This is a genomic window from Nocardia grenadensis, assembly GCF_050942415.1.
Taxonomy (GTDB): Bacteria; Actinomycetota; Actinomycetes; order Mycobacteriales; family Mycobacteriaceae; genus Nocardia; species Nocardia grenadensis.
Genome location: NZ_CP192054.1, coordinates 4,706,186 through 4,731,345, shown reverse-complemented (window position 1 = coordinate 4,731,345; position 25,160 = coordinate 4,706,186). Strand labels below are relative to the sequence as shown.

Genomic DNA, 25,160 nt, shown 5'->3' with positions numbered 1-25,160 from the left:
CGGGGACCGCGGTCGGGTGCGATCGGCGATTTTCCAGGCTACTCCCGTTCGGGAGCGGAGCCGGTGTCGGTATCGGCGGCCCCGGTGGTTGGCGAGGTGCCACGTGGCGTGTCGGAGCCGGCAGTCGAGGGCCGGTCGGCAGCCGTGTTACCGGCGGGTGCGGCATCGGAAGCCGTTCCCGCCGGCGCGGAACGGTCGGTGCCGGCGGGCCCGGGATGTTCGGAAGTCGTGTTGGTCGACGCCGCGTTCCCGGTCGCTTCGTCGCCGATGGTCGCCTCGCCGGTCGCCGCGTTGCCCGCCGCCGGTTCGGCGGCCGCGGGATCTTCCTCGGTGCCGGGTGCGCTGTCATCGGACGCGCCGGCGTCGGTGGCGGAAGCGTCGGCGTCGGCCGGGGCCGGGTCGGGGACCGCGAACGGGTCGGGGATACGCCCGCCGGAGGCGTCCACCAGATCACGCAACCGGTCGTAGCTCACCGCCGGCAGCGGCACCTCGCTGTCGTCGTCCAGATGGGCGCGGACGAACCCGCGTTTGGGGATGCTCAGGCCCTTCAGCTGCGCCCAGTCGATGTGCCGGGAGGAGAAGACCGACCGCAGATCCAGGCCGGCCGGTGAGACCGTCGTCTGTGTGCGCACGAGCCAGACGATCGCGGCGAGCGGGATCAGCGCGAGCCAGAACAGCCCGGCCGGCCAGCCCACGATGGGGAAGAACACGCACATCGCGAGGAGGAACACGCCGAGGAAGGACAGTCGTGTCGTGCGGATCACACGCCGCGGTCCGGGTGGCGCCGTATCCCCACCCGTTACCTCCGCGGTCGCGGGGTTGTGGGACGATTCAGGAGGTGGCACGGACTGATGCGGTGATGACACCTCACCATCCTCGCATCATGGTGGACCGGCGTGAGCACCCGCTACCTTCCCACATAATGGGAAGACAGCGGTCAGCTGTTTGACTCCGCACCACACGCACACATACCGTCATGCGCGTGAATCGAAACGAGTTGCTCGTAATCGGCCGGCGCGTCCAGCGCTGAGCCAGACGATCCGGAGTCGAATACGTCAGCTCGCACTGCGACGCGCCACCCTCGAACAGCCGCCGGCTGTCGAGGGCTTTTTTATGTCGGGACCAGTGAACGACAAGCAGTAAGGAACCAAGACGGTGAGCGCACCAACCACCCGGCCCGGGCCCGCGGCCCGCAGGCCCGCGCCTTCGAACCCGTCGGCTCCGGCCGGCGCTCCGACCACCCAGGCGAACCGCCGCCAGGTCCCGCCCGAGCGGGTCACCGGCGCGCAGTCCGTCGTCCGCTCCCTCGAGGAGCTCGGCGTCGACACCGTATTCGGTATTCCGGGCGGTGCTGTCCTTCCTGTTTACGATCCGCTCTTCGATTCGACCAAGGTGCGGCATGTGCTCGTGCGGCACGAGCAGGGCGCGGGCCACGCGGCCACCGGATACGCCCAGGCCACCGGCAAGGTCGGGGTGTGTATGGCGACCTCCGGTCCCGGCGCGACCAATCTGGTGACCCCGATCGCGGACGCCCAGATGGACTCGGTGCCGATGGTCGCCATCACCGGTCAGGTCGGCCGTAGCCTGATCGGCACCGACGCCTTCCAGGAAGCCGATATCTCCGGCATCACCATGCCGATCACCAAGCACAACTTCCTGATCAAAGAGGGCATCGATATCCCGCGGATCCTCGCCGAGGCCTTCTACCTGGCGTCCAGCGGTCGGCCCGGGGTGGTGCTGGTGGACATCCCCAAGGATGTGCTGCAGGAGCAGACCACGTTCAGCTGGCCGCCGGAGATGCGGCTGCCCGGCTACCGCCCGGTCACCAAACCGCACGGTAAGCAGGTGCGCGAGGCCGCCCGGCTGATCGCCGAGTCCAGGCAGCCGGTGCTCTACGTCGGCGGCGGTGTGATCAAGTCCGAGGCGTCGGCCGAACTGCTGGAGCTCGCCGAGCTCACCGGTATCCCGGTGGTCACCACGCTGATGGCGCGCGGCGCGTTCCCCGATAGCCACGAACTCAATATGGGTATGCCGGGTATGCACGGCACCGTGGCCGCGGTGGCCGCCCTGCAGAAATCCGATCTGCTGGTCACCCTCGGCGCCCGCTTCGACGATCGGGTCACCGGGCAGCTGGATTCCTTCGCGCCCGGCGCGAAGGTGATCCATGCCGATATCGACCCGGCCGAGATCGGTAAGAACCGGCACGCGGATGTGCCGATAGTCGGCGACTGCCGTGAGGTGATCACCGAACTCATCGAGACCCTGCGCGCCGACCCGGCCGGTTTCGAACTCGACCTGACCGCCTGGCGGACCTACCTCGACGGTGTCCGCGATGCCTACCCGCTCGGTTGGAGCAAGCCGTCGGACGGGTCGGTTTCGCCGGAGTTCGTCATCGAGACGCTGGGCCGCCTGGCCGGCCCCGACGCCATCTATTGCGCGGGTGTCGGCCAGCACCAGATGTGGGCCGCCCAGTTCATCAAGTACGAGAAGCCGCGGACCTGGTTGAACTCCGGCGGTGCCGGGACCATGGGGTACGCGGTTCCGGCGGCGATGGGGGCCAAGATGGGCGCGCCCGACCGTGAGGTGTGGGCGGTCGACGGTGACGGCTGCTTCCAGATGACCAATCAGGAACTCGCCACCTGCGCGGTGGAGGGCGTGCCGATCAAGGTCGCGCTGATCAACAACGGCAACCTGGGCATGGTCCGCCAGTGGCAGACTCTGTTCTACGACCAGCGTTACTCCAATACCGATCTCAAGACCCACGGTCTGCGCATCCCCGATTTCGTGAAACTGGCGGAGGCGCTGGGCTGCCACGGCATCCGGGTGGAGAAGGAAGAGGACGTCGAGGCCGCCATCCGCGAGGCGCAGTCGATCAACGACCGTCCCGTGGTGATCGATTTCATCGTCGGCAAGGACGCGCAGGTGTGGCCGATGGTCGCCGCCGGCACCAGTAACGACGAGATCATGGCCGCGCGCGGTATCCGCCCGCTGTTCGACGAGGACGAGCAGGCCGCCGAACCCGCCATCATCCACGAGGCCATGAACCGCGAGCAGGCCGAGACCGAGGGGAACCCGGCATGACCGGTCAGTGCCGGAGGAGGCAGCGCAGCGTAACCACGCAGGTGTCCGGTCATGCCCGAAAGGACGCAGCATGACCGGTCAGCGTCGGAGGAGGCAGCGCAGCGTAACCACGGAGGCGTCCGGTCAGGCCCGAAAGGACACAGCATGAGCACCACCCACACCCTCAGCGTCCTGGTCGAGGACAAGCCGGGCGTGCTGGCCCGGGTGGCCAGCCTGTTCTCCCGGCGCGGGTTCAATATCGAATCCCTGGCCGTCGGTGCGACCGAGGTCAAGGAGATCTCCCGGATGACCATTGTGGTCACCGTGGACGATCTGCCGCTGGAGCAGGTCACCAAACAGCTGAACAAGCTGGTGAATGTGATCAAGATCGTCGAACAGGACCCGGAGACCTCCGTGGCCCGCGAACTGATCCTGGTGAAGGTCCGCGCCGACGCCAGCGTGCGCACCCAGGTGATCGAATCGGTCAACCTGTTCCGCGCCAAGGTCATCGACGTCTCGCCCGACGCGCTCACCGTCGAGGCGACCGGCACCCGGTCCAAGCTCGACGCGCTGCTGCGCATGCTCGAGCCGTACGGCATCCGGGAGATCGTGCAATCCGGGGTGGTGGCCGTGGGCCGCGGACCGAAATCCATCACCGCCACCCGCTGATCCGTGGCCGGGCGCACCCCGCGCCCGGCCGCATTACGTGCCTCGTTTACCGTTTCCCGCGTTTCGCGGGTTCGAATAAGTCAGAAGGGATACCACCAAGTGGCAGTCGAGATGTTCTACGACGACGATGCCGACCTGTCGATCATCCAGGGCCGTAAGGTCGCGGTGATCGGTTACGGCAGCCAGGGGCACGCGCATTCGCTGAGCCTGCGCGATTCCGGCGTCGAGGTCCGCATCGGCCTCAAGGAAGGCTCCAAGTCGCGGGCCAAGGCCGAAGAGGCCGGGCTGACCGTCGGCACCCCCGCCGAGGTCTCGGAGTGGGCCGACGTCATCATGCTGCTCGCCCCCGACACCGCACAGGCCTCGATCTTCACCAGTGACATCGAGCCCAACCTGAAGGACGGCGACGCCCTGTTCTTCGGCCACGGTCTCAATATCCACTTCGGCCTGATCAAGCCGGCCGCCGAGATCACCGTCGGCATGGTCGCCCCCAAGGGCCCCGGCCACCTGGTGCGCCGCCAGTTCGTCGACGGCAAGGGTGTCCCCGCCCTGATCGCCATCGACCAGGACCCGAAGGGCGAGGGTCAGGCGCTGGCGCTGTCCTACGCCAAGGGCATCGGCGGCACCCGCGCCGGCGTCATCAAGACCACCTTCAAGGAAGAGACCGAAACCGACCTCTTCGGTGAGCAGGCCGTGCTGTGCGGTGGCACCGAGGAGCTGGTCAAGACCGGTTTCGAGGTCATGGTCGAGGCCGGCTACGCCCCGGAGATGGCCTACTTCGAGGTGCTGCACGAGCTGAAGCTGATCGTCGACCTGATGTACGAGGGCGGTATCGCCCGCATGAACTACTCGGTCTCCGACACCGCCGAATTCGGTGGCTACCTGTCGGGCCCGCGGGTCATCGACGCCGACACCAAGAAGCGGATGCAGGACATCCTGAAAGACATCCAGGACGGCACCTTCGTCAAGCGTCTGGTCGCCAATGTCGAGGGTGGCAACAAGGAGCTCGAGGGCCTGCGTAAGCAGAACGCCGAGCACCCGATCGAGGTCACCGGCAAGAAGCTGCGCGACCTGATGAGCTGGGTGGACCGGCCGATCACCGAAACCGCCTGAGCGGTCCGCCGATCCAGCGCTGAAAGGGGCCCTTCCGCAGATTGCGGGAGGGCCCCTTCCGCAACCGATACCTGTATTCAGATTATATTCTGATATGCGATCGCATCGTGAGCCTGACTGCCGATGACCACGTCACCTTTTCCGACGTGTCGCGGCATCCCGAAGAGGTTGCCGAGCGAGCCACCCGGCTCGGCCGGGTGCGCATCACGCACCGCGATGCGGTGGATTTCTATCTCACGGCCGCTGACCGGCAAGACTTACGGGACGAGTCGCTATCGGCCGCCTCCCGGCTGTTTCTCGCCCTGCTGAAACACGACGCGGCCGCCGTGACGCTGCGCTTGGCCATCCCCGACGTATTTCCCTGGGTGCGTCACCTCTCCGAAGAGGAAATCCGGGAATTCACGGTCGAACTGGCCGAAGTGCTCTCGGACGCAGCCGAATTGGATACCGACCCCGCTGTCCGAGAGGCCATTGCGGGATGGCAGGCAACTGCGCGTATCAAGGCCGACCCGGACGGGTATCGCGCAGCGCGAACTCCGACCAGCGGTGATTTCGGTCCTGTGGGCCTCACCATATGAGCCCGAAGCGTGGCGACCGGGTTACGGTGCCCGCGCCGGATGGCGAGTGGGAAGTCCGCTTCGGTACCACCGACGCAGTTCGTGGTTGGGAGGAGCTCTGTCGGCTGGCGCTGCCGAATACTCGCCGCTGTTTCGAGGTACTTCGTGCCGATCCGCGCTCGCGTACCAACCCCGATCGTCAGCACCGGCTGCGCGGCGATCTCGGCACATATCGGCACAACGGAGCCGACCTCGAGTAGTGGGAATATGAAGTGACGAGCGGCGGCCGGATTCGATATGTGATCGACGACGGCAGCCGTACTGTTCGGCTCGTCTACGCATCGCCTCGTCATCCCAAGGACACAGACCGATGATGCCCAAGAGGCAGACCCGTGCCGGACGTCGGTGTCCTCCGAGCGGGGTCCGTCGAGGATCCGCTCTACTGCGCAATGTGCGGCCGATGTGACCTTCGGGCGGAGTTTTCCCGCGCGCTCCCGTCACCACTCAGTCCAGTACGGCGTACGCCTCCACCTCGACCAGCACATCGGGCTCGAACAGGTAGTCGACACCTATCGCCGACAAGGGCGGCAACGGCTGGGGTATGCCGAGTTCCTCGACGACGCGCTCGATACCCGCGACGAAATCGTCGTACTTGTCCGGGGTCCAGTGCGTGACGAAGAAGCGCAGCCGGACGACATCGGCGAAGGTCGCTCCCGCGCCCGCCAGACCGCGTGCCGTATTGCGCAGGGCGTGGGCGACCTGGCCCGCGAGGTCACCGGTCGCGACGGGATTTCCGGCGGCGTCGCGCGCGATCTGGCCCGCCACGTGTACCTGCCGGGCGCCCGAGCCGATCGCGACATGGTGGTACGGCACGGGGGCGAACATGCCTTCGGGGGTGCGCAACTGCACTGCCATCATGATCCCTTTCACTGATCGAACAAGGTATCCGATGTCTACCTGGTGTCCGAAGGGAACTTCAACGAGACTAGGTGTCATGCCGGAAACCGCGCCACTGCCCCCGGTCGGCCCGCAACTCACGCAGGCCCACCGCGAACTACTCGATCAGGTCCTCGACAAATGGTCGCTCCAAGTGCTCGACGCGCTGTGCGAGCACGGCCCGCTGCGCTTCAACGACCTACGCCGGGCCATCCCGGTCGTGACGCAGAAATCACTCACCACCGCGCTGCGGCGGCTCGAACGCAACGGGATGGTCGACCGGGTCGTCACGCACACCCGGCCGGTCGCCGTCGAGTACCGGTTGACGCCGCTCGGCCGGTCGCTACAGGACCTCATCGACGCGCTCCTGCACTGGGCCACCGGAACATTGCCCGAGGTCGAACGTGCCCGCATGCGGTTCGACCAGGACGCGGAAGGCGGGCCGGCCCGTGCACGTACGAGCTGAAGTACGCCGGGGAGTTCGACGAACCGTGCGGCGCCGCCGGAACCGCGATGGTGCCGCGCCGAACCACGATCGGTGGGCCGCGCACCGTATCGAATCGGCCGATCCGAACCCGGTATGTTCGAGATCGCCCGACACCACAGGAGGTTTCACGATGACCGAAGTCCACGGTATGTCGGTCGATATCCGAACCCCGGACGGTGTCGCCGACGCGTACGTCACCTACCCTGACGACGGTGCCGCCCATCCGGGAGTACTGCTGATCCAGGACGGTTTCGGACTGCGGCCCGGCCTGCGGGCCATGGCCGACCGTATCGCCGCGCACGGCTACACCGTCCTGCTGCCGAATGCCTTCTACCGGCACGGTCGCGCGCCGGTGCTGGAGCTACCGGATTTCATCGACCCGGAGGCGCGCCCGGAGATCTTCCAGCAGCTCGTCCCGATGATCCGCGAGCTGACACCGGAGCTGCTGCGGTCCGATGCCGGCGCCTATCTCGCCTGGCTGGCCGCGGCGCCACAGGTCGCCGCGGGGAAGGTCGGTGTCACCGGCTACTGCATGGGTGCGCGACTCGCGGTGCTGGTCGCGGCCGCGTTCCCCGATCGGGTCGCGGCGGTGGCCGGATTCCACGGTGGTCCGCTGATCACCGAGAGCGCGGACAGTCCGCATCTGCTCGTCGGGAACATCACGGGGGAGCTGTATTTCGGTCACGCCGGCGAAGACGTGGCGAGGGCGCCCGATTCTTTCGATCGGTTCGACGAGGCGGTCGCCGCAGCCGGTGAGCGCCACCGCACCGAGGTCTACGAGGGTGCGAAACACGGCTACACCCAGGCGGATACCGCCGCCTACGATGCCGAGTTCGCCGAACGGCACTACCGCGAACTGCTGGCCCTCTTCGACCGCACTCTGCGGGGGTAGCCGAGCCGGGAATCCGCCCGCACCCGGAAAGTTGTGCCGTACGTCGGCCCGGGCGAACCCGCGCCGGGCGGAATGCGGGCGGCCGCCTGCCGCGGTGTGCCATCAGGGGGCTACGCCGCCCAGCACCAGAGCGACGGCCGCTTCGATATCGGCGGCCTCGACCGGTTCGGCGCGTAGGAACAGGCGGAACCAGATCGCTCCGGCGAGCATATCCATCACCAGGCGGGGATCGGTCTCCTCATCGAGTTCGCCGCGTTCGACCGCCCGGCGGAAGATCGGGTGTTCGCGGGCGGCGCGGTCGGCGAAGAACATGCGGCCGATCGCCGCCAGCGACGGCCGGCCGGGGGAGGCCGCCAGGACGGCGGCCGCGATGGGGGCGGTCGCGGCATCGGTGAGCAGATGGTGGATGCTCCGGCTCGTTTCGACGAGATCGCCCCGAAGGCTTCCTGTGTCGGGCACCGGGAAGCCGAGCAGATCCGAGCCGGTCAGCGCGGCGGCGAGCACCTCGTCCTTGGATTTCCACCACCGGTAGAGGGTCGTCTTGTTCACACCGGCGCGGAGCGCGACCGACTCCATGGTCAGTCCCTCGTAGCCCGTGGTGGCGAGAAGTTCGAGGGTGGCCGCGAAGATCGCCTCGGCCCGGCGGGGCCGGGCGGTCGTGCTCGTATCGGCGGGGTCATCCATATGCCGACAATACAACGCAACGTTGCGTTGCACCGCCAAGGCCGACTACTGTGCAACGCAACGTTGCGTTGCGTTTGGAGGCGTTATGGCTCTTCCCGTGGTTCTGGTGCACGGTATCCGGCTCAGCGGCCGCTGCTGGATCTCCGTCGAGGCAGAAATCGGCCCCGAGCGATCGGTGGTCACCCCCGATCTCCCTGGGCACGGTGCCCATCGCGGCGAACGTTTCACCATGCCCGCGTCGATCGAGACCGTCCGCGCGGCGATCGACAGCGTCGGCGGCCGGGCCCTGGTCGTCGGCCATTCGCTGGGCGGGTACGTCGCCCTCGCGGTGGCCGCCGAACTCGGCGACCGCGTGGCCGGTCTGGTGGTCGCCGGGTCGACGCGTATTCCGAACGCCGCCCTGACGATTCCCTTCCGGATCGCACATCTACTGCTGTCGATCCAGTGCGACGGAGGGGAGCGGCTCAGTCGTCGGCTCTTCGACGCCGTCCTCCCCGCGCAGGTCGCCGCTGCCGTGGCGGCCGGCGGTATCGCCACCGAGGTGATTCCCGATATTGCCAGAGCCACGGCAAGTTTCGATCCGCTCGGCGAACTCCGTCGATACCCCGGCCCCGTCTGGCTGATCAACGGAAGCCGCGACCATTTCCGCGGTCACGAGCAGCGTTTCGTCGCGGCCTCGCCCCGGGCAAGGGTGCTCGTGGTGCCCGGGGCCGGGCATTATCTACCGCTGGCCGAACCGCAACGCTTCGCCCGGCTGATCCGCGATATCGCCGACGGTTGCGATCTCCGGGAGTCTGCGCACCGCAGCGGTATCGACGGGGCGCGGGTCTCTGCCCCGCCCGCTTCCGCCTGACGTGTTGATCGACCGTTCGACCGAATTCGCTGTGGCACAGAAATTTCCGGCCGGCCATGTGCGGCGGTGCGTTCCGGGTGGTTAACTCGTTGCGGCGGACAGCGGCGCCGGAGTGAGGAGTAGATCGTGGCAGATCACAAGGGTTCGACGGATCTTCGGCAGGACCGGGCACACAGCGCCCGCATCTACGACTACTTCCTGGGCGGCAAGGACAACTATCCCGCCGACCGGGAGGCCGCGGCGAAGATCGAGCAGGCCATCCCGTCGGTGCGCGGCGTGGCGCGGGACAACCGCGCGTTCATGGTGCGCGCGGTGCGTCACCTCAGTGAGCTGGGAGTCCGCCAGTTTCTCGATATCGGCACCGGAATCCCCACCGAACCGAACCTGCACCAGGTGGCGCAGGAAACGACACCCGACGCCCGGGTGGTCTACGTGGACAATGATCCGATCGTGCTCGCCCACGCGCGGGCACTACTGGTCGGAACACCCGACGGTGTAACCCAGTACGTGCAATCGGATCTGACCGCCCCGGACCGGATCCTGTCCGCGGCCGCGGTGCGGGAGACCTTGGATTTCGACCGGCCGGTGGCCCTGAGCCTCATCGCCCTGTGCCATTTCGTTTCCGGCGACCGCATCTACGACATCGTCGATACCCTCCTCGCGCCGCTGCCGTCCGGGTCGTACCTGGTGATGACCCATCTGACCACCGACTTCGACCCCGCCATGGTCGAGGGCACCGTGCGGGCCTACCGGCAGAGCGGGATCGAGATGGAGGCACGCGACTACGCCGGGGTCTCACGTTTCTTCCGTGACCTGGAGTTGTTGGAGCCGGGGATCGTCGCGATCGAGGACTGGCACCCGGAGGGGAAACAGCAGGCGGTGGACGGAGTGACCGTGTTGCCGAACGGCGCACCCCGCCCGCCCGCCGCGGGTTACGCGGCTGTGGGACGCAAGAAGTAACCCGCGATATCGCGCCGACGACTGCGCCCGGGTAGCTCACCAGCGGCCCTACCCGATAGGCGAAGCACCCGGGCATACGCACCCGCCCAGGCGCTCACCTTCGGTCTACCCTTTCCGCAGATACGGCTCGAGCAGTTGGTGGGTGAGCTCGCGCACATGCGCTTCCGGCGCGCCGCTCTCGATCATGCGGCCGGCTGCCAGCACGATCGACTGGATCAAATCGGATATTCCCTCCGCGTCCGTGGCGCCGTGATCGGCGAGCGCCACGGTCAGCGGCACACGTAGCTGTTCGTGCAGGATCCTGCTGTCCTCGGCCAATCGTTCGCCGGGCACGACCGCGGCCAGGCCCCGGACGACGGCGTGCTCGCCCGAAGCGACCAGATGCAGGTTCGCGTCGACGTAGGCGAGCACCCGCGCCGCGGGACCGGTCACCCCTGCCATCCGGTCGGTGACCGCGGCGGACCAGCGGGGGAAACTGTCGGCGATCACGGCCTCCAGTAGGTCGTCGCGGGAACGGAAGTAGCGGTAGACGCTGGGACGCGCCAGGCCTGTTCGCTCGGCGACAGCGGCCAGGCCCGGCGCTTCGGTCCCGCCTTCGGCCAGGAGCTCGCGGGCCGCGTCCAGGATGGCGCGGCGTTGCGCCGCGCGATGCTCGGCGACAGTGGCCGCCTGGATCTTCGGCATGGGCGCGCACTTCCCTCTTCTCGGCGACGACGACGCGGCCGGGATCAGTCGGTCCGCGTCAGCTTCCCGTCGATCATCTCGTACACGCTGTCGCAATGGCTCAGCACGTCGTGGTCATGGGTGACCATGACAGTGGCCGCGCGGTGCGTGCGGGTCTCCTTCGCGAGCAACTCGACCACCTCGTGGCTGCGGGACCGGTCCAGCGCCGCCGTCGGCTCGTCCACCAGTAGCAGTGTCGGTGCGGTGACCAGAGCACGAGCGATGCCGACCCGTTGCCGTTCGCCGCCGGAGAGCTGATGCGGCCGGCGGTTCGCCTTCTGTGCCAAGCCCACTTCGGCCAGCAGTTGGTGTGGGTCGCGGGCGGCCCGCTCGGCACCGAAAGCGGTGGGTAGCCGCAGCTGGTCGACGGCGGTCAGGGCCGGGATGAGATTGCCGGACTGGAAGACGAAGCCGACCAGGTCTCGGCGCAATCGGGCGCGCGCCTTGCGGCTGGATACTGTCATGTCCTGTCCGGCCACGGTCACCGTTCCCGAGTCGGGCCGGGTCAATGCGCCGGCGACCGCCAGCATGCTCGATTTGCCCGAACCCGACGGGCCGACCACTGCGACGAACTCACCGGGGGCGACCGTCAGTGAGACATTCTCGAGCGCCCGCACGGTCTCGTCACCGTCACCGAACCTCAGGGTGACCTCACGCATCACCAGACCCGCGTCGGTGTCGTGGACAGCTGCGTCGGTCATCGGCTACCTCCCAGGGCGATGAGCGGATCGACGGCCGTGATCCGGGTGATGGCGGCGGCCGCGCCCGCCAGGCCGAGGACGATGAGCAGCGCGGCGGCCGATCCGATGGCCGAGATGGTCATCGAGAAGGGAACGGCAGCGCCCATCAAGCTGCCGAAGCCCACGCCCGCACCCACGCCCACGGCCACCGCGAGCAGCAGGATGATCAATGCCTGGGTGAGTCCGTCGCGCAGCAGGTATCCGGTGGGTGCGCCCATCGCCCGCAGCACGGCCAGTTCTTGCCGTCGCTGGATGGTCCAGACGGTGAAGAACGCGCCGACGACCAGCGCCGAGATGGCGTACAGAAAGACCTGGATCATGGTCAGGGTCAGCGTCTCCGCGCTGTAACCGGGAGACGCGTCGAAGGATTTCTTCAGTGAGAGGCTCTTCGTGCCCGCCGCCGCGTCACCGGCTCCGAAGTCCATATCGGGGTCGGTCGCCTGGATGGCGACGGCGGTGATTTCTCGATGGACATGCGCGGGCACCGGGCTGCCGGGTCCGATTCCGGATCGGATCTCCTGCCACAGAGGCAGCGGCACATAGGCGACGTCCACGTGACCGTAGGTGTGCTGGCCGCTGAGCGAGCCCACCACGCGCAGCCGGGTGCCGACGCGATCGACGGTGAGGGTGTCGCCGAGCTTCAGTCCCTGTTCGATGGCGGTTTCACTGACCACGATTCCGTCCGTCGCACCCAATTCCTCACCCGCTGCTACGGCCGGGTCGAGGAAGGAATCCGGTTGGACCCCGAACAGTGCCAGGTCGATATCGACGCCGGAATCGCTGCGCGCATTGACCAGAGCATTACCGAAGGGCGCGGCATGTTCGACACCGGGTTGCGCCGCCCATGTGTCCACCGCCTCCAGGTCGATGACGCTGCGCGAGAACGCGGAATCGGTGTGCGCGGTGTCGGCGAAGGCGAAGGAGGTGACGGGCAGCTGTTGCAGTCCCGATACGCCGTCGCGGACGAGCCCCTGGGAGAACCCGGACAGCATGACCATCAAAACAGCGATCAGCGAGATCACCGCACCGACCAGGGAGAACCTGACCCAGGCGAAACGCAGTTCTCGGATGGCTAGGAACATCTGGGCCATCTTTCGACGAAGTTTGGAAACATCATGTCCGCATCATAGCGACACAGTGTTTCCAAGATTCGGCGCGGGTACCCGGGCGCTTGGCACGTGTCACTTTCCGCTATCGGCCGAATGGAGTCCGCGCTGCGAGATGGACACGAAACAGTGTCGGCGCCGCCGCTGCCGCCCCCACCATGGAATCCTTGAAGATCGACATGCCGTGAGCACGTGACAGGCACCCGGAGCCACACAGCGTTCGCTAGGAGGCGTGATGACCGCAGGTGGATTCGACCCCACATACAGCCCCACCGCCAGCCCCGCCGGCAGCATCAAACCTGCCGGCCTGGGCAAACGCGCGGCAGCCAGGTTCGTCGACTGGATCATCGCCGGCATCATCGGCGCCATCTTCTTCTGGCTCCTCGGCACGGTCTGGGACCTCCCCGACTGGGTCTCGGTCCTCCCCGGCGCCGGCTTCGGCTGGCTGTACTTCGTCCTCTTCGAGGTGTCCTCCGGCTCGACACCCGGCAAAAAACTCCTCAGCCTGCACGTCAACGGTTCGGGCAGGGCACCGAAACCCAGCCTCAAGGACTCCGCGATCCGCAACGCCTACATGCTGCTCAACCTGATCCCGTGGGTGGGCGGGTTGCTGTGGTTCGTCGCGGCCATCGCCATCGCGTTCACGATCAGCTCGAGCCCGACGAAGCAGGGTTGGCACGACAACGCGGCGGGTGGGACGCAGGTCATCGACACATAGTTTTGGTTCGGTAATTCCGGTGGCCGCTTGTCGCTACCGCACCGACCGGTTGCGGTAGCGACAAGCGTTGTCGCACTGGTGAACGAGTCGCCGTCGTCTTCGCGCTCACGTTCGTCTCCGCAGGTATGTTGATCACCGACGATCGGGTGGGGTCAGAGGAACTGCGGTTCCGCATTGTTCGGCGTACGGGTGTCACTGCTGCGGATCATCGCGGCGGATTCAGTCGCCCTGTAGTCGCGGCATTCAGATACTCGACGAGATCTCCCCGATGAACGCATCCCACTCGGCCGGGGCGAAGACGAGCATAGGTCCAGCGGGGTTCTTCGAATCCCGGACACCGACCGCATCGGTCGCATGCGCGACCTCCACGCAATCTCCGCTCGGTTGGCTATAGCTACTCTTGAACCAGCTAACGCCGGTTAGATCCCTGGTCACGCGCCAAACTCCTCTGCGATCTCCTGTATCAGGCGCCTACTGTTGTCGGCACTCAACGCTACCGCGTGAAGATCTGCCAAGGCTTGCCTGTGGCGTTCGATCGCGCTGTCTTCTTCCAAGAACAGCGCTCCCGTAAAGCCCTCCACGAACACGACCGGCGGTTCCGGGGCGCGAGCTGTACGCAGGGATGGGAACTCGAAGAGGGTGAACGACTGGACGATCAATCCACAGTGCCCGCCGACGCCGAACGGAATCACCCGGATGGAAACATGCGGCATCCTTCCCAGATCGACGAGGTGCTGAGCCTGACCGGCCATCACATGGCGTCCCCCCACCTGGTGTCGCAATGCTGCTTCCGATAGCAGCACATCAATTGTGAACCGCTGATCCGCAACAAGTCTGCGTTGCCGCCTCTCCATCAGCTCGAGTCGCCGATCGACGTCTACCGCCGGCATTTCGGGGTCGGCCGTCCGAACCAGCCACCGGCGATACTCGGCAGTCTGCACCAACCCGGGCAGGAGCGTCAGCTGGAATGCGGTCATCCGGGAGCACGCCTGCTCGAGGCTCATGAAGTGGTCGAAGTGTGGGTTCACCACATCGGCGTAGGTGCGCCACCACCCACGCGACGGATCGCCCTTCGCCACCTTCACCTCTTGGACAAGGCCCAGAACCTCATCCGTTACTTCGTCGTCGGCCCCATAGAACTCCAGTAGATCCCGGAACTGCGCGGTACTGATCCGAACCGGTTGCCCCTCTTCCAACCTCCCGATCCCTTGCTTGGACACTTCGATCGCCAAGCCTGCGGCCAACTGACTCTTCTTGGATTCGAACCGCAGTTCCCGAAGCCGCCGCCCCAAAGCGCGCCGTGGAAGAGTCGAACCAATAGCCATGCCCACCCTCGCTATCTCATCGTGGTCCAGTACGGACCTATGTTTTCTGGACCTACCCATGCTGGACGCCTGGCGACCTGGCCAAATGGGCCCGAATAGTCTTTCCAGCGAACAGCTTTCGGTGTCTACTGTATCCACCCGATGACCGCGAACCCGGATAAATCCCGAGCGCAGATACTTTCATTGCGAATATTCAGGAAAGCTGTCGGAATCGCATTGCCGTGCCGACAGGAATTGGCATGCGCGGTCACCGGGCAAATCGCCATCTTCGAAAAGGGATAGAACAGATGACGTTACGTCCGGTGAACGAATTGCACCAATCGCATCGCCACCGCGCGATCGGCTATCTCCGATCCGACCTCTCGCCCTATGAAACCCGCGACGCGGAAGCTATCCGTCGACTCGCCCGACGGCAGCGTCACACGCTGGTCTATATAGTCCGACTCGGGCCCGACTCCGTTCCGGACGCCATCGGTCACGTCCTCGGGATTGTCCGCGCGACCGGCACAACAACGCTGATCACCCCCGACCTCGAGCATCTCGAAAACCACCCCGGCCGAGTCTGCGACACCTGCGACCTCATGACGGTCTGTCCGGGGCAGCTCTGGATGAAAATCGGCACGAATCCACATGACGTTCCCCGCGAGCCCATCTGGTTGCCCGAGGCCTCGCACAGCGAACCCGACACCCGGCTGCACATCGCCGACGCGCACCACATCATGCAGACCCACCTGAACTGCAATCGCTTGGACTGCCCACGTAAAGCCGCCGCTTTCGCACTCCTGGCAGAAGCCGGCGAACTCGTCCCTGCCACACGCAGTCTCGGCGAACGAGCCGTCTCTCGCGGCCTTACCTACCCGCTGGTCGGGCCGCCCACCCGAGCACCCACCTCTCCCTCGCGATGCTGCGACGGCTACTGAGTGTTCTCACCCAGGCGCGGCCATGAACACCCAGGCAATCCAACAGTTCGGCGCCGACGTCCACCTCATGGTCTTCCTCGACGGCCTCCGCCTCGGCTACCGAGCCCACTCCACCGCCGCCGAACGTTTCCTCCAGGAGTGGACCGCACACCACGGCGCCCACCCGGCTGCCGTCCTCGAGGGTGCTCAGTGTGGATGATTTCGCCTTGCTGCGCCGCCACCGATACGGGACCGTGCTGATCGACGGCGCGACCCACCAGCGCGTCGACGTCCTGCACGACCGCCGCTCTACCACCTTGGAAACCTGGTTGCGGGCCCATCCCGGCGTCGAGTTTGTCGTGCGTGACGGGTCGGCGACCTATGCCGAGGCCATCCGCCGCGGAGCCCCGACCGCGATCCAGATAGCCGACCGCTGGCACCTGTGGCACAATCTGGTCCGAGCAGCGGAAAAGGTGGTCGCCGCCCACGCCCGCTGCTGGGCCGCCGTCGGCCCGAAACGCCGGAAGTTGACCCGAGAAACCGCAACCCTGGCCCGCTGGCACGCCATCCACAACCTCCTCGACCACGGGGTCGGACTCATGGACTGCGCCCGCCGGCTCGGCCTCGGCTTGAACACCGTCAAACGGTATTCCCGCGTCAGCGAACCCGAGAAACTGCGCCGCCCACCGCAATACCGGGCAAGCCTGGTCGACCCTACCGCGATCACCTGCGCGCCCGCCGCGCCACAGAACCCGGCGTCGCGGTCACTACCCTGCTGGCCGAGACCACTGATCTCGGCTACGCCGATAGCCTAAATCCCTGCACAGTACCTGAATCAGGGCCGCGCCGAGTGCGACCGGGTTATGCTCTCGCCCCGGCGGCTCACCGCCTGGATCACCACCCGCCCCAGTGAACTGGGCGAGCAGCGGCACGCTCATGACACCGAACTGCTGGCGACCTGCCCGGACCTGACGGTGCTCGCGGAGTTGGTGAGCAGGTTCGCCCGCATCGTCACCGAACACCGCGGCCGTGACCTCGACGACTGGATGACCAGCGCCCGCGCCGCAGCGCTAACGGAGCTCGATCCGTTCCTGCGCGGTATCGACCGTGACTACCACGCGGTCCTGGCCGGACTTTGCATGCCCTACAGCAACGGCCCGGTCGAAGGTGTGAACACGAAAACCAAACTGATCAAGCGACAAGTGTATGGCCGCGCCGGATTCCGGCTACTCCGCCACCGCATCCTCCTGGCCTGAACAACCGGCCACCGCCGAAAGTGGGCCAGAGCCGTTACCGAGATAGTCCCGGGCTTGGTACAAGCGATGGTGTTCGTCAGCTGATTCTGGCGCGGTTCCGGAGAAAAAGGTCATGACGAACATGGTCATCCTGCCCGATGAAAGCCTTGAATTCGCCGATCTTATAGGCCGTCAAGCCGCTGCCGTTGCGGACTTCTAAGTCGAAGTCGCGGCTAAGGAGACTGATCCGCCGTTCCAGCTCGTGCGGTTCGAGCGTGACACCGATAGCTCGGGTGATTTGGCTGGCGGTTAGATAGTCCTCAGCGGTGCGGAGGGCGCGGTATATCGGGTCGTGCGCGGTGTCGACTGTCCGCTCCGAGCGCTTGCCCTCTTTCAGCAGTGCTGACCTAATGGACCGCCCAATTGCTTCGGCGACGGGCGGCGGGAAAGCGTTACCAATTTGCCGGTACCGCGAGGTCTTCCTGCCCTCGAATCGCCAGTTCCACTCGGGTTTCCAACCCTGGAGCAGGCTCACCATCTCGGTTGTCAGCTTCGGGCCGACCGCATATTCGTCATTAGGGCCAGGAGGCTCGTCAGCGACGCCCATCGCGTCGACTCCGAGTTGCGCCCAGGCACGCTTCGCGCGAGTGGGCCCTAGGTCCGCGCCGCCATGTTTCTTGGAACCCCCGACAATGGTAGGGCCAATATCGTTGGCTTTATCGGCCCATTTGCTGGTGCCTTTCCAGCCGCGGGCGCCCATCAAGTTTCTGAGGGTCTGACCCACGGTGGGTGCATCACCTTGCGGCTCGGGCCAGCGGAAGTATGGAGCGTACTCATCCTGCAGTGCGACGAGCACGAATCGCGGCCGCAGCTGGGGAACCCCGAAGTCCGACGCCTGCAGGAGCCGCCACTCAGCCACATAGCTGAGTTCACCCAGGCGGTCAAGTATGTGCTGGCGATAGCCGGAGAAGCGGGGCATGCTCAGGCCGCGCACGTTCTCAAGGAGCAACGCCTTAGGCTTCAGCACGTCGCATTGCTCGACAGCCCAGGCAAACAGATCGCGCTCATCATTCGCGCCGAGCTGTTTGCCGGCGATGCTGAATGGTGGGCAGGGAACTCCACCGGCGAGCAGGTCAAAATTTTCGGGCAAAGCCAACTTTTTGCCATGTGCTTCGTCCCACACGGCAGGTTCAGCCACGTCGCCTGTAATGACGTGCCAGTCACGGTTAGCGCGCAGTGTGGCCGAGGCAGCGGCGTCGAGTTCAATTGCCAGCTCGTGCTCGAAGCCCGCACGCTCGAGACCTAGCGCTTGCCCGCCTGCGCCGGCACAGATCTCGACGACCGTCAGCTTCCCCATCGGCGTTCCTCTCACTGCTGGTGGTGTGCCCGTTGGCCGACTGGGCATGCGGTAGGTTCCGGCAGCGCGGAAGCTAACCTGCTCCTGCGGGCGCCGGTACCATGGTCTTCGGCATGGACGATAACGTGGGCAGCAGGGCGAGGTATGCAGCGGGGGCGGCTCCGCCGCCGCTCAACGAAGGGCGTTCGCGTAATATGCGCGCCAACCGCCGAGCCGACACCAAGCCTGAACTGGCCTTGAGGCGCGCCCTTCACGCTCAGGGCTACCGTTACCGTAAGGACTTGCTGCTCCGGCTCGATGGGGGAGTTCGGGTGCGGCCTGATGTTGTCTTCACCTCCCGCAAAGTCGCAGTGTTCGTTGACGGCTGCTTCTGGCATGTCTGTCCCCAGCATGGTCGACAACCGACTACTAACGACTGGTACTGGGCACCCAAGCTGCGCCGCAATGTTGAGCGGGACCGGCTGGCTGACCAGGCACTGCGGGCCGCGGGGTGGGTGGTAATTCGAGTCTGGGAGCATGAGCCCGCCGTTGAGGCGGCCGTCCGCGTGAGCCACGTAATCGAACACGGGTTCGAACCTAACGTATCGTGACCGCAGTGGCCAGCAACACGCCTGCGTGGCCGCGGGAACCGAACGGGCGCTCGGGAGCTGTCTTCTTCAGAAACGGGAATGCGGTAGTTGGCGGCCGCCCGCTGACCGGCCCCATCCCACTTAGCCTAAGGCTAAGCCTCCTATAGGCGAGATCGCGTGACTCGTCCCCGCTGCGTGCCCGGCGTATGAAGAAGACCAGCTGTTGGGGGACCGTGCCCACGGCGGCCGGGGCGACGTCGACAGCAGCACGGCAAAGGTACTGGGGTGATTTGACCACAGGTCGCCTTTGCGTTGGTGCGATTCCCTTGCATGCCTTGCTGGTTGGTTCTAGGAGCGACGGGAGAGGATGCGTAGCTGGCTGAACTGAGATTTTAGTGTAAGTGGCTTGACAGCTCACCATCCTGCCGCGAGGCTGACCTGTTGATAATTGGCGAAGAAGGGGGCAGCGCTGGACGCGAACTTGGAGCTCGTCCGTCGATACCGGGCGTGGCTTCGGAACGGGGCAGCGATCGGGGACAGCGCGCGGGAGGATTTCTTCCGTCGAGGCCTTGTCGTCCTGGATACCAACGTTCTACTTAACCTTTACGAGTACACGCCTGCCGCCCGGAACGAACTGCTCCACGCACTCGAACGGGTTCAGTACCGCCTGTGGCTCCCCTATCAGGTTGGTCTGGAATTTGTGCGAGGACGGCACCGCGTTGTCGCAAACCGCTCTGAGGAGCTCAAGAAAGCACCGGCCTTCGTCAATCAGAAGCTGCAGCAGGCCGAGAAGTCAGTGCTTGAGGCGGCGAAACACGTCCAGCACCTGCTGGTCCGCTATGCCCAGGATGCCGATGCTAAGGCTCAGCTGGAGGTGGAGATCACCACTGAGGCCGTGAAGGAGCTGCTCAGCCCCTGGAACAAAATACTCCTTGCGCATATCAAAGACCTATCCGCCGGACACGACCTTGGGCCGGAGTCCGTGGACCGGGATGACCCGGTGCTGCCCCGGATCGCCAGTCTTTACGGAGACCGAGTTGCCGCGCGTCCTGCGGCCGAAACCCTTAGGCGCAGAGTGGAGGAGGCTCAGACATACCGATTCCCGAACGGTATCCCCCCCGGGTTCGCCGACGCGGGCAAAGCCACCACTCTGCAGGCCGCAGGTGACTACTTACTATGGGAGGAGATCATCGACCGGATGGCGCAAGCCGACAACCCCGGCCTTGTGCTACTCGTCTCGGCCGATACCAAAGGCGACTGGTATCAGCCCAGGGAAGGCGGGCGCTCGGCGCGCCCGTGGCCGTCGCTCTCCGAGGAACTGCACGAGCGGACCGGAGCCGACCTCCGTATCGAGACACCGCAGCACTTCTTCCAAGGTATCCACGAGTTTCTCGACGTGGATATCGCTCCCGCTACATATGAGGAATTGGAGCGCGCAATAGAAGTTGGCACACCTGAGGAATTGGTGTTGGACGAGGTGGACGCGGCTCGGACCGAGCCCCCTGAGGGTTTGGCTCTCGCGGCGTACCGGGCGGCTGGACTCACCACGTCAGCGATTCGTGATGCGGTGCAGTCGCCGACCCACCGCACGTTCCAGTGGTGGCTGATCGCTATCACCGCCGACACAGGACTGCGCACGCGGGTAAAAGCTGAGCCGAGAATTTCCTACACTGCGGCATGCTTCACGAACACACCACCGGCACCGCACTGGGAGTCCAGCACTGTGCTACGCGCAAGCGACTGGCCGCAAAGCCCTGCTTCGTGGGTGGCCCCGTGGTTCAGCCAGGTGTACGGATTCATCCCCCGGGCTGATCGGCTCATCCTTCACCAGCTGGCCCTCGCCGAACCGAAGCCGCACGCCGTGACTGGCCCCAAGTTGCGCTAAACCAAACGGCTGGCTGGATTTTCATACTAGGCTCGCTCGCGGCAACTTTCACGAAGGACGGAACGGGGCACTCGGCAATGGCTGTCAACAAACTTGACATCACCCCCACTCCTCAAGTCCTGGTTGCGCTGAGTCATACGCCGCTCAAACCTCTCGACGCGGTCAGTGAGCTGATCGACAACGCAATCGACTCGTTCCGCCACGGCGAGGAGCTCGGCAAGACTCAACACATCAGGCATGTCCGGATCGAAGTCCCTGGGCAGAGCGAAGTCGAGCGTGGGGAGGGCGTCGTGCGGGTGCGGGACAGCGGGCCGGGGCTGAGCCAAGAGCAGATCGCCCAGGCGATGCGCGCCGGCTTCAGCAGCAAGCCGCAGTTCGGCTCGCTTGGGCTCTTTGGAATGGGTTTCAACATCGCGACCAGCAAACTGGGGCGAGTGACCACGGTGATCTCCGCGCAGTCAGAGGAGCCCGATGCGGTGCGTGTCGTGCTGGACCTGCCCATGCTGCAGGAGAATGGCGAGTTCGCGGTGACCGCCGAGCGCGTCCAGAAGCCAACGGGGCTCGAACACGGAACCGTTGTCGAGGTTCGCGACTGGTGGCCGAGGGATGAACCGAACGGGGGTTTCATCCGCCAGCTGGCCAAATTCCCGAAGAAGCAGCTGCGCGACATGGTTGGGCGCCGTTACTCGACACTTCTACGCCGGGATGGTGCAAATGCGCTGCACATCGCGGTCAACGGTGAGGCATGCCGTGGGCACGAGTACTGTGTGTGGCACGAGTCGCGCTTCGTCGAACATCCTAAATTCGGAAAAATCCCGGCGAAGATCTCCGTCGATAAGGTGCTCGGTCGGTCCTACCGCTGCTGGAAGGACGGAACTGAGGTCGGGGACTCCGAGAACTGCCCTGCGTGCGGCGCAAGCGACGTCCAGCCCGTCGTGCAACGTGTCCACGGGTGGGTGGGCATCCAACGTTACGACGACGCAAACGAGTACGGAATCGATCTGGTGCGAAATGGGAGGACGATTCGCGCGGGGGAAAAGGGCGCGTTCTTCAGCTACACGAATCCAACGACGGGTGTGGAGGAACGCGAGTACCCCATGGACTCCCAATACGGACGGATCGTGGGGGAAGTGCACCTCGATCACGTCCCCGTCGACTTCCAGAAGCAGGACTTCCAGCGCAACACCCCAGAGTGGCTTGAGGCGATGGAGCACTTGCGAGGCGGATCCTTGCTCCCCTCGTCGTGGGAGAAGTCAGGAGAACCGCCGAATGATTCACCCGTCTCATTGCTCTTCCAGGGGTACCGCCGAGTGCGGAAGATCGGCCGGGCAGACATGTACCCCGGACAGTACGACGAGGCTAAAGGCAGGGCGGTGCGTATTAGCCGCGACCGCGAGGAAGAGCTAAAGCAACGTTTCTGGAACAGAGAGCCCGGCTACTACGACGACCTTAAGTGGTGGGAGCTCGTAGAGACGGCGAACGAACCGCCCATCGAAGAACTCCCGGAGTGCGAGGAATGTGGGTTCCAGAATACGCCCGAAGCTGAGAGGTGCCAGGGGTGCACGAGAGTCCTTCTCGGCAAAAAGTGTCTGAACGATGCGTGCCGTAGGGAGATTCCGCGTTCGGCGCAATCGTGTCCCAACTGCGGAGAAGCGCAAACCCCGAAGGTTCAAATTCCCTGGGTTTGTGCGTTCTGCGGATGTAGCAACAAGGCCGGCATTGAAACATGCACGACATGCGGCGCCATTCAAGGGGCGCCTCACCCGGCGAGTCCCGAAGTGTTGCGGACGACGGCCGAAAAGAACGCGGATCTGAGCGTTCGCAGCCTCAGCGTTGAACTCGTGAACGGCAAGACCACAGATCCCCTGGACGTCGCAGTGTTTGTAGTGGTGAGACCGATAGCTGCGGCACACCGGCAGCCATCGGTTCCCCTCGTCACGAGCAAGGCCCCCGGGCGCCTTGAGGTATACATAGACCTCACCCATCCAGCGTTCACGTCGATGGGATTCCGCCCGGAGCATCTTCTGGCCGTCGAGGCTGCACGGTTCCTGCACACGTTGCACTCGGATTCACGCCTCGCTGCCCATCCAGGGCATACGATCGCTGCGCTCACATCCCAGTTACTCAAGGCTGGGTGGGGCGAACGTGTGGCCGATAGCGCCGATACAGTTCGCGAAGAGATCAAAGAACTGTTCAACACCTTGCGGGAGCGCGTCGTCGATGCTTCAAACGCAGCTGACTTCTACGACGAGCTAGACGAAGGTCAGCAGAAGAGCCTGGCAGAGTCCATGATCAACTCCGGTGTCGACTTGACCGAAATGGACCGGCTTCGAAGTTCCGGTGCCTACCTGCGGTACTGCGACCATGAGAGCCTGGTTGCCTTCTTCAACCGCCATGCGCCTACGTGGTTTGGCGGTCGGGTGTGGAGCGAGCCGTGGCCCAGCGATGCTTTGGGGCCTGTTGTCGCTGCCAAAGTGGGCGAAGAGCTGCACACCAAGTATTTGCGTTGTCTGGAAGACTGTGCTTCCTACCTCCGTTACGAGCAACCGGAGCGACTCCTGGTGGTGCGCGCTCGGGCTGCTGTCGACTTCCTCAACGGCAAGCTCGCGTGAGCGCGCAGCGCATCGTAACGGACCTGCTGCTGGCCGGCACAGGATGGCAAGCGCTCGAGCGCACTGTTCAGCGCTTGCTCCTGACCCGCGGCTACGCTGGAGTACAGCTGGCTGGGGCTTCAGGAGACGGTGGGGCCGATGTTATCGGGACCTTCGGTGGGAAACGGTGGTTGTTTCAGATCAAACACTGGCGCAGCCGTGTAGGTGCATCTGTCGTGGCCGAGACCGTGGAGGCCTGCCGACGCTACGACGCGCATATTCCTGTGATCGTGAGCTCGGCGGGTTTCGACTCCTCGGTCCGAACACAGCAGAAACAGCTGGCCGCCTCCGGTATACCTCTACAACTCTGGGACCGCCGCACACTCATCCGGCATGCAGAGCGTGTCCCGGAACTGCCTATGTCCGTTCGCGACCCCGAGCGTTTCCAGCTGCGCTCGTACCAGGAATTGGCAGTGGAGCGCCTTGTGCGGGCGAGTATGGACGGGGCCCGCAGCGCCCTGGTCGTCCTGGCAACGGGGCTGGGAAAAACTTTCGTAGCAGGCGAGTTTCACCGCCGTTTCACGGGCCTGCGCCCTGGGCTGAAGACTTTAGTGCTTGCCCACCGCAACGAGCTCGTCTACCAGTTGGAGCGCGCCTTCTGGCCGCTCCTCCCGGCCTCTGCCGCCACCGGTGTGTGGAACGGGTACGAGCGGCCGGACGTGGATGCCCTGAGAGAGGTCGATGTCGTATTCGCCTGTGTGGACAGTATCGCCCATGCCATCACCTCCGGACGGACTCTGCCCGACTTCGGCCTGGTAATCGTAGACGAATGTCACCACTTGGGCATGCAGGCCTATGATTCGGTCCTCGACGAACTCTCCGCCGGTGACGGCGGCGCCTTTCTCGTGGGTCTCACTGCCACGCCGTGGAGGCCTGACGGCCAAGCTTTACATCGGTGGTTTGACAGACCTGTGGTTGACGTCGATATCGTCCGAGGGTTGCGCCAAGGCTATCTCGCGAACGTTGACTACCAGATGTACACCGACAACATTGATTGGGACCGGCTCGCGAGGGATGCCCCTCAATTGGGCGTGCGGTTGACCCCCCGGGGGATCAACCGCACGCTGTTCATCGACGAGTGGGACGACGCCGTCGTAAATCGCCTCGCAGAGGCTTGGGGCGAGCAACAGCGGCCGCGGGGCATCGTGTTCTGCGGCACGATCGATCACGCAGAGCGCATGGCAGCGCGTATCAACGCACTTGGTTTCACTTCGGCCGACATGATAGCTTCGCGACGGTCGAACGGCACAGCAATAAGAGCAGCAGAGCGCAACCGGATACTGTGGGACTTCGCAGACGGCCGGACGGGGGTCCTCTGCGCCGTCGATGTACTCAACGAAGGCGTAGACGTACCGGACGTAAATATCGTGGTCTTCCAGCGCGTCACCCATAGCCGCCGAATCTTCGTACAGCAGCTGGGACGCGGTCTGAGACTTGCACCCGGCAAAGACCGCGTCACCGTACTAGACTTTGTATCCGATATCCGCCGTCTCGCAGCCGGTTTGGACCTCCAGGATGCACTGGCAGAAGCCCCCCCTGTCCGATTACATGACACCCGGGTCCGTATCGGTAGCCGTGTCGTTTTCAAGCGTGCTAATACCGAGGACCGCCAGAGCGCGCAGTTTCTTCGGGAGTGGCTCGGAGATCTGGAAGCAATCGAAAATGCGGGAGAGGATACCCACGTGCTGCGCTACCCTCCTGAGCACCTCCTTGACCAACTTCTGACGCGATGAGAGGCGAT

Annotated in this window: 26 protein-coding genes; 17 read left to right on the top strand and 9 right to left on the bottom strand. The window is 65.1% G+C overall.

Annotation, left to right across the window (positions count from 1 at the left end; all coding sequences use genetic code 11):
- Window positions 1-38 precede the first annotated feature (38 nt).
- Complete coding sequence (locus tag ACQPYS_RS21615) at window positions 39-764, bottom strand: PH domain-containing protein (RefSeq protein WP_433490620.1); 726 nt, start codon at window positions 762-764, stop codon at window positions 39-41.
- A 391-nt stretch (window positions 765-1,155) separates the two neighbouring features.
- Here ACQPYS_RS21615 and ACQPYS_RS21610 point away from each other — a divergent pair, with 391 nt between their 5' ends.
- From ACQPYS_RS21610 to ACQPYS_RS21595, 4 genes are all read left to right on the top strand, one after another.
- Window positions 1,156-3,081, top strand: coding sequence for an acetolactate synthase large subunit (locus ACQPYS_RS21610; protein WP_433490619.1), 1,926 nt, complete (start codon window positions 1,156-1,158; stop codon window positions 3,079-3,081).
- Between the two features lie 144 nt (window positions 3,082-3,225).
- Window positions 3,226-3,729 carry an acetolactate synthase small subunit gene (gene ilvN / locus ACQPYS_RS21605; RefSeq protein ID WP_030521893.1) on the top strand — a complete coding sequence of 168 codons (504 nt, stop codon included), beginning with the start codon at window positions 3,226-3,228 and terminating at the stop codon, window positions 3,727-3,729.
- A gap of 111 nt (window positions 3,730-3,840) precedes the next feature.
- The gene (gene ilvC / locus ACQPYS_RS21600) at window positions 3,841-4,842 is read left to right on the top strand and encodes a ketol-acid reductoisomerase (RefSeq protein ID WP_433493099.1); all 1,002 of its coding nucleotides are present in this window, start codon (window positions 3,841-3,843) and stop codon (window positions 4,840-4,842) included.
- Between the two features lie 107 nt (window positions 4,843-4,949).
- Complete coding sequence (locus tag ACQPYS_RS21595) at window positions 4,950-5,420, top strand: hypothetical protein (protein WP_433490618.1); 471 nt, start codon at window positions 4,950-4,952, stop codon at window positions 5,418-5,420.
- A gap of 483 nt (window positions 5,421-5,903) precedes the next feature.
- Here ACQPYS_RS21595 and ACQPYS_RS21590 read toward each other — a convergent pair whose 3' ends face one another.
- Complete coding sequence (locus ACQPYS_RS21590; protein ID WP_433490617.1) at window positions 5,904-6,314, bottom strand: RidA family protein; 411 nt, start codon at window positions 6,312-6,314, stop codon at window positions 5,904-5,906.
- A gap of 79 nt (window positions 6,315-6,393) precedes the next feature.
- Between ACQPYS_RS21590 and ACQPYS_RS21585 the strand changes: the two genes are divergently transcribed.
- Complete coding sequence (locus ACQPYS_RS21585; RefSeq protein WP_433490616.1) at window positions 6,394-6,801, top strand: winged helix-turn-helix transcriptional regulator; 408 nt, start codon at window positions 6,394-6,396, stop codon at window positions 6,799-6,801.
- 151 nt (window positions 6,802-6,952) lie between these two features.
- Window positions 6,953-7,714, top strand: a complete 762-nt coding sequence (locus ACQPYS_RS21580) for a dienelactone hydrolase family protein (protein WP_433490615.1) — start codon at window positions 6,953-6,955, stop codon at window positions 7,712-7,714.
- Window positions 7,715-7,816: 102 nt separating this feature from the next.
- On the opposite strand, the gene ACQPYS_RS21575 is transcribed toward ACQPYS_RS21580, so the two are convergent.
- Window positions 7,817-8,398 carry a TetR/AcrR family transcriptional regulator gene (locus ACQPYS_RS21575; protein WP_433490614.1) on the bottom strand — a complete coding sequence of 194 codons (582 nt, stop codon included), beginning with the start codon at window positions 8,396-8,398 and terminating at the stop codon, window positions 7,817-7,819.
- An 85-nt stretch (window positions 8,399-8,483) separates the two neighbouring features.
- Between ACQPYS_RS21575 and ACQPYS_RS21570 the strand changes: the two genes are divergently transcribed.
- On the top strand, window positions 8,484-9,251 hold the full coding sequence (locus ACQPYS_RS21570; RefSeq protein ID WP_433490613.1) for an alpha/beta fold hydrolase: 768 nt from the start codon (window positions 8,484-8,486) through the stop codon (window positions 9,249-9,251).
- 126 nt (window positions 9,252-9,377) lie between these two features.
- The gene (locus ACQPYS_RS21565) at window positions 9,378-10,211 is read left to right on the top strand and encodes an SAM-dependent methyltransferase (protein ID WP_433490612.1); all 834 of its coding nucleotides are present in this window, start codon (window positions 9,378-9,380) and stop codon (window positions 10,209-10,211) included.
- Between the two features lie 105 nt (window positions 10,212-10,316).
- Here ACQPYS_RS21565 and ACQPYS_RS21560 read toward each other — a convergent pair whose 3' ends face one another.
- From ACQPYS_RS21560 to ACQPYS_RS21550, 3 genes are read right to left on the bottom strand one after another with little or no spacing between them, the layout of a single operon-like run.
- Window positions 10,317-10,895 carry a TetR/AcrR family transcriptional regulator gene (locus ACQPYS_RS21560; RefSeq protein ID WP_431940433.1) on the bottom strand — a complete coding sequence of 193 codons (579 nt, stop codon included), beginning with the start codon at window positions 10,893-10,895 and terminating at the stop codon, window positions 10,317-10,319.
- Window positions 10,896-10,939: 44 nt separating this feature from the next.
- A complete protein-coding gene (locus ACQPYS_RS21555) occupies window positions 10,940-11,635 on the bottom strand; it encodes an ABC transporter ATP-binding protein (RefSeq protein WP_433490611.1) in 696 nt (231 codons plus the stop codon).
- The gene (locus tag ACQPYS_RS21550; protein ID WP_433490610.1) at window positions 11,632-12,756 is read right to left on the bottom strand and encodes an FtsX-like permease family protein; all 1,125 of its coding nucleotides are present in this window, start codon (window positions 12,754-12,756) and stop codon (window positions 11,632-11,634) included. Before ACQPYS_RS21550 ends, ACQPYS_RS21555 begins: the two co-directional genes overlap by 4 nt.
- Window positions 12,757-13,015: 259 nt before the next feature.
- On the opposite strand from ACQPYS_RS21550, the gene ACQPYS_RS21545 reads away from it, so the two are divergent.
- Window positions 13,016-13,498, top strand: coding sequence for an RDD family protein (locus ACQPYS_RS21545; RefSeq protein ID WP_433490609.1), 483 nt, complete (start codon window positions 13,016-13,018; stop codon window positions 13,496-13,498).
- A gap of 243 nt (window positions 13,499-13,741) precedes the next feature.
- On the opposite strand, the gene ACQPYS_RS21540 is transcribed toward ACQPYS_RS21545, so the two are convergent.
- Together ACQPYS_RS21540 and ACQPYS_RS21535 are read right to left on the bottom strand one after the other, a co-directional pair.
- Entirely contained in the window at window positions 13,742-13,933 is a 192-nt protein-coding gene (locus ACQPYS_RS21540) for a DUF397 domain-containing protein (RefSeq protein ID WP_433490608.1), read from the bottom strand.
- A complete protein-coding gene (locus ACQPYS_RS21535) occupies window positions 13,930-14,823 on the bottom strand; it encodes a helix-turn-helix domain-containing protein (protein ID WP_433490607.1) in 894 nt (297 codons plus the stop codon). The genes ACQPYS_RS21540 and ACQPYS_RS21535 overlap by 4 nt, the downstream gene beginning before the upstream one ends.
- Before the next feature lie 287 nt (window positions 14,824-15,110).
- Between ACQPYS_RS21535 and ACQPYS_RS21530 the strand changes: the two genes are divergently transcribed.
- The 4 genes from ACQPYS_RS21530 to ACQPYS_RS21515 are packed head-to-tail and all read left to right on the top strand — an operon-like array spanning window position 15,111 to window position 16,978.
- Window positions 15,111-15,743: a hypothetical protein gene (locus ACQPYS_RS21530; protein ID WP_433490606.1), complete on the top strand. Its 633-nt coding sequence runs from the start codon at window positions 15,111-15,113 to the stop codon at window positions 15,741-15,743.
- A gap of 22 nt (window positions 15,744-15,765) precedes the next feature.
- Window positions 15,766-15,942, top strand: a complete 177-nt coding sequence (locus ACQPYS_RS21525) for a hypothetical protein (protein ID WP_433490605.1) — start codon at window positions 15,766-15,768, stop codon at window positions 15,940-15,942.
- A complete protein-coding gene (locus tag ACQPYS_RS21520) occupies window positions 15,935-16,537 on the top strand; it encodes a transposase (RefSeq protein ID WP_433490604.1) in 603 nt (200 codons plus the stop codon). The genes ACQPYS_RS21525 and ACQPYS_RS21520 overlap by 8 nt, the downstream gene beginning before the upstream one ends.
- A gap of 48 nt (window positions 16,538-16,585) precedes the next feature.
- Window positions 16,586-16,978, top strand: coding sequence for an ISL3 family transposase (locus ACQPYS_RS21515; protein ID WP_433490603.1), 393 nt, complete (start codon window positions 16,586-16,588; stop codon window positions 16,976-16,978).
- 76 nt (window positions 16,979-17,054) lie between these two features.
- On the opposite strand, the gene ACQPYS_RS21510 is transcribed toward ACQPYS_RS21515, so the two are convergent.
- Window positions 17,055-18,314: a DNA cytosine methyltransferase gene (locus ACQPYS_RS21510; protein ID WP_433490602.1), complete on the bottom strand. Its 1,260-nt coding sequence runs from the start codon at window positions 18,312-18,314 to the stop codon at window positions 17,055-17,057.
- A 101-nt stretch (window positions 18,315-18,415) separates the two neighbouring features.
- On the opposite strand from ACQPYS_RS21510, the gene ACQPYS_RS21505 reads away from it, so the two are divergent.
- From ACQPYS_RS21505 to ACQPYS_RS21490, 4 genes are all read left to right on the top strand, one after another.
- A complete protein-coding gene (locus tag ACQPYS_RS21505) occupies window positions 18,416-18,904 on the top strand; it encodes a very short patch repair endonuclease (RefSeq protein WP_433490601.1) in 489 nt (162 codons plus the stop codon).
- Between the two features lie 427 nt (window positions 18,905-19,331).
- Window positions 19,332-20,768: a PIN-like domain-containing protein gene (locus tag ACQPYS_RS21500; RefSeq protein ID WP_433490600.1), complete on the top strand. Its 1,437-nt coding sequence runs from the start codon at window positions 19,332-19,334 to the stop codon at window positions 20,766-20,768.
- A gap of 77 nt (window positions 20,769-20,845) precedes the next feature.
- A complete protein-coding gene (locus tag ACQPYS_RS21495; RefSeq protein WP_433490599.1) occupies window positions 20,846-23,380 on the top strand; it encodes an ATP-binding protein in 2,535 nt (844 codons plus the stop codon).
- Window positions 23,377-25,152, top strand: coding sequence for a DEAD/DEAH box helicase family protein (locus ACQPYS_RS21490; protein WP_433490598.1), 1,776 nt, complete (start codon window positions 23,377-23,379; stop codon window positions 25,150-25,152). Before ACQPYS_RS21495 ends, ACQPYS_RS21490 begins: the two co-directional genes overlap by 4 nt.
- The last annotated feature ends 8 nt before the right edge of the window (window positions 25,153-25,160 follow it).

What these genes read in the sequence shown, in the direction of transcription:
- ilvN (WP_030521893.1), top strand. Translation starts at nt 3,226, where the DNA reads ATGAGCACCACCCACACCCTCAGCGTCCTGGTCGAGGACAAGCCGGGC.
- ilvC (WP_433493099.1), top strand. Translation starts at nt 3,841, where the DNA reads ATGTTCTACGACGACGATGCCGACCTGTCGATCATCCAGGGCCGTAAG.
- ACQPYS_RS21590 (WP_433490617.1), bottom strand. Translation starts at nt 6,314, where the DNA reads ATGGCAGTGCAGTTGCGCACCCCCGAAGGCATGTTCGCCCCCGTGCCG.
- ACQPYS_RS21585 (WP_433490616.1), top strand. Translation starts at nt 6,394, where the DNA reads ATGCCGGAAACCGCGCCACTGCCCCCGGTCGGCCCGCAACTCACGCAG.
- ACQPYS_RS21580 (WP_433490615.1), top strand. Translation starts at nt 6,953, where the DNA reads ATGACCGAAGTCCACGGTATGTCGGTCGATATCCGAACCCCGGACGGT.
- ACQPYS_RS21575 (WP_433490614.1), bottom strand. Translation starts at nt 8,398, where the DNA reads ATGGATGACCCCGCCGATACGAGCACGACCGCCCGGCCCCGCCGGGCC.
- ACQPYS_RS21570 (WP_433490613.1), top strand. Translation starts at nt 8,484, where the DNA reads ATGGCTCTTCCCGTGGTTCTGGTGCACGGTATCCGGCTCAGCGGCCGC.
- ACQPYS_RS21560 (WP_431940433.1), bottom strand. Translation starts at nt 10,895, where the DNA reads ATGCCGAAGATCCAGGCGGCCACTGTCGCCGAGCATCGCGCGGCGCAA.
- ACQPYS_RS21555 (WP_433490611.1), bottom strand. Translation starts at nt 11,635, where the DNA reads ATGACCGACGCAGCTGTCCACGACACCGACGCGGGTCTGGTGATGCGT.
- ACQPYS_RS21550 (WP_433490610.1), bottom strand. Translation starts at nt 12,756, where the DNA reads ATGTTCCTAGCCATCCGAGAACTGCGTTTCGCCTGGGTCAGGTTCTCC.
- ACQPYS_RS21545 (WP_433490609.1), top strand. Translation starts at nt 13,016, where the DNA reads ATGACCGCAGGTGGATTCGACCCCACATACAGCCCCACCGCCAGCCCC.
- ACQPYS_RS21535 (WP_433490607.1), bottom strand. Translation starts at nt 14,823, where the DNA reads ATGGCTATTGGTTCGACTCTTCCACGGCGCGCTTTGGGGCGGCGGCTT.
- ACQPYS_RS21530 (WP_433490606.1), top strand. Translation starts at nt 15,111, where the DNA reads ATGACGTTACGTCCGGTGAACGAATTGCACCAATCGCATCGCCACCGC.
- ACQPYS_RS21525 (WP_433490605.1), top strand. Translation starts at nt 15,766, where the DNA reads ATGAACACCCAGGCAATCCAACAGTTCGGCGCCGACGTCCACCTCATG.
- ACQPYS_RS21515 (WP_433490603.1), top strand. Translation starts at nt 16,586, where the DNA reads ATGCTCTCGCCCCGGCGGCTCACCGCCTGGATCACCACCCGCCCCAGT.
- ACQPYS_RS21510 (WP_433490602.1), bottom strand. Translation starts at nt 18,314, where the DNA reads ATGGGGAAGCTGACGGTCGTCGAGATCTGTGCCGGCGCAGGCGGGCAA.
- ACQPYS_RS21505 (WP_433490601.1), top strand. Translation starts at nt 18,416, where the DNA reads ATGGTCTTCGGCATGGACGATAACGTGGGCAGCAGGGCGAGGTATGCA.
- ACQPYS_RS21495 (WP_433490599.1), top strand. Translation starts at nt 20,846, where the DNA reads ATGGCTGTCAACAAACTTGACATCACCCCCACTCCTCAAGTCCTGGTT.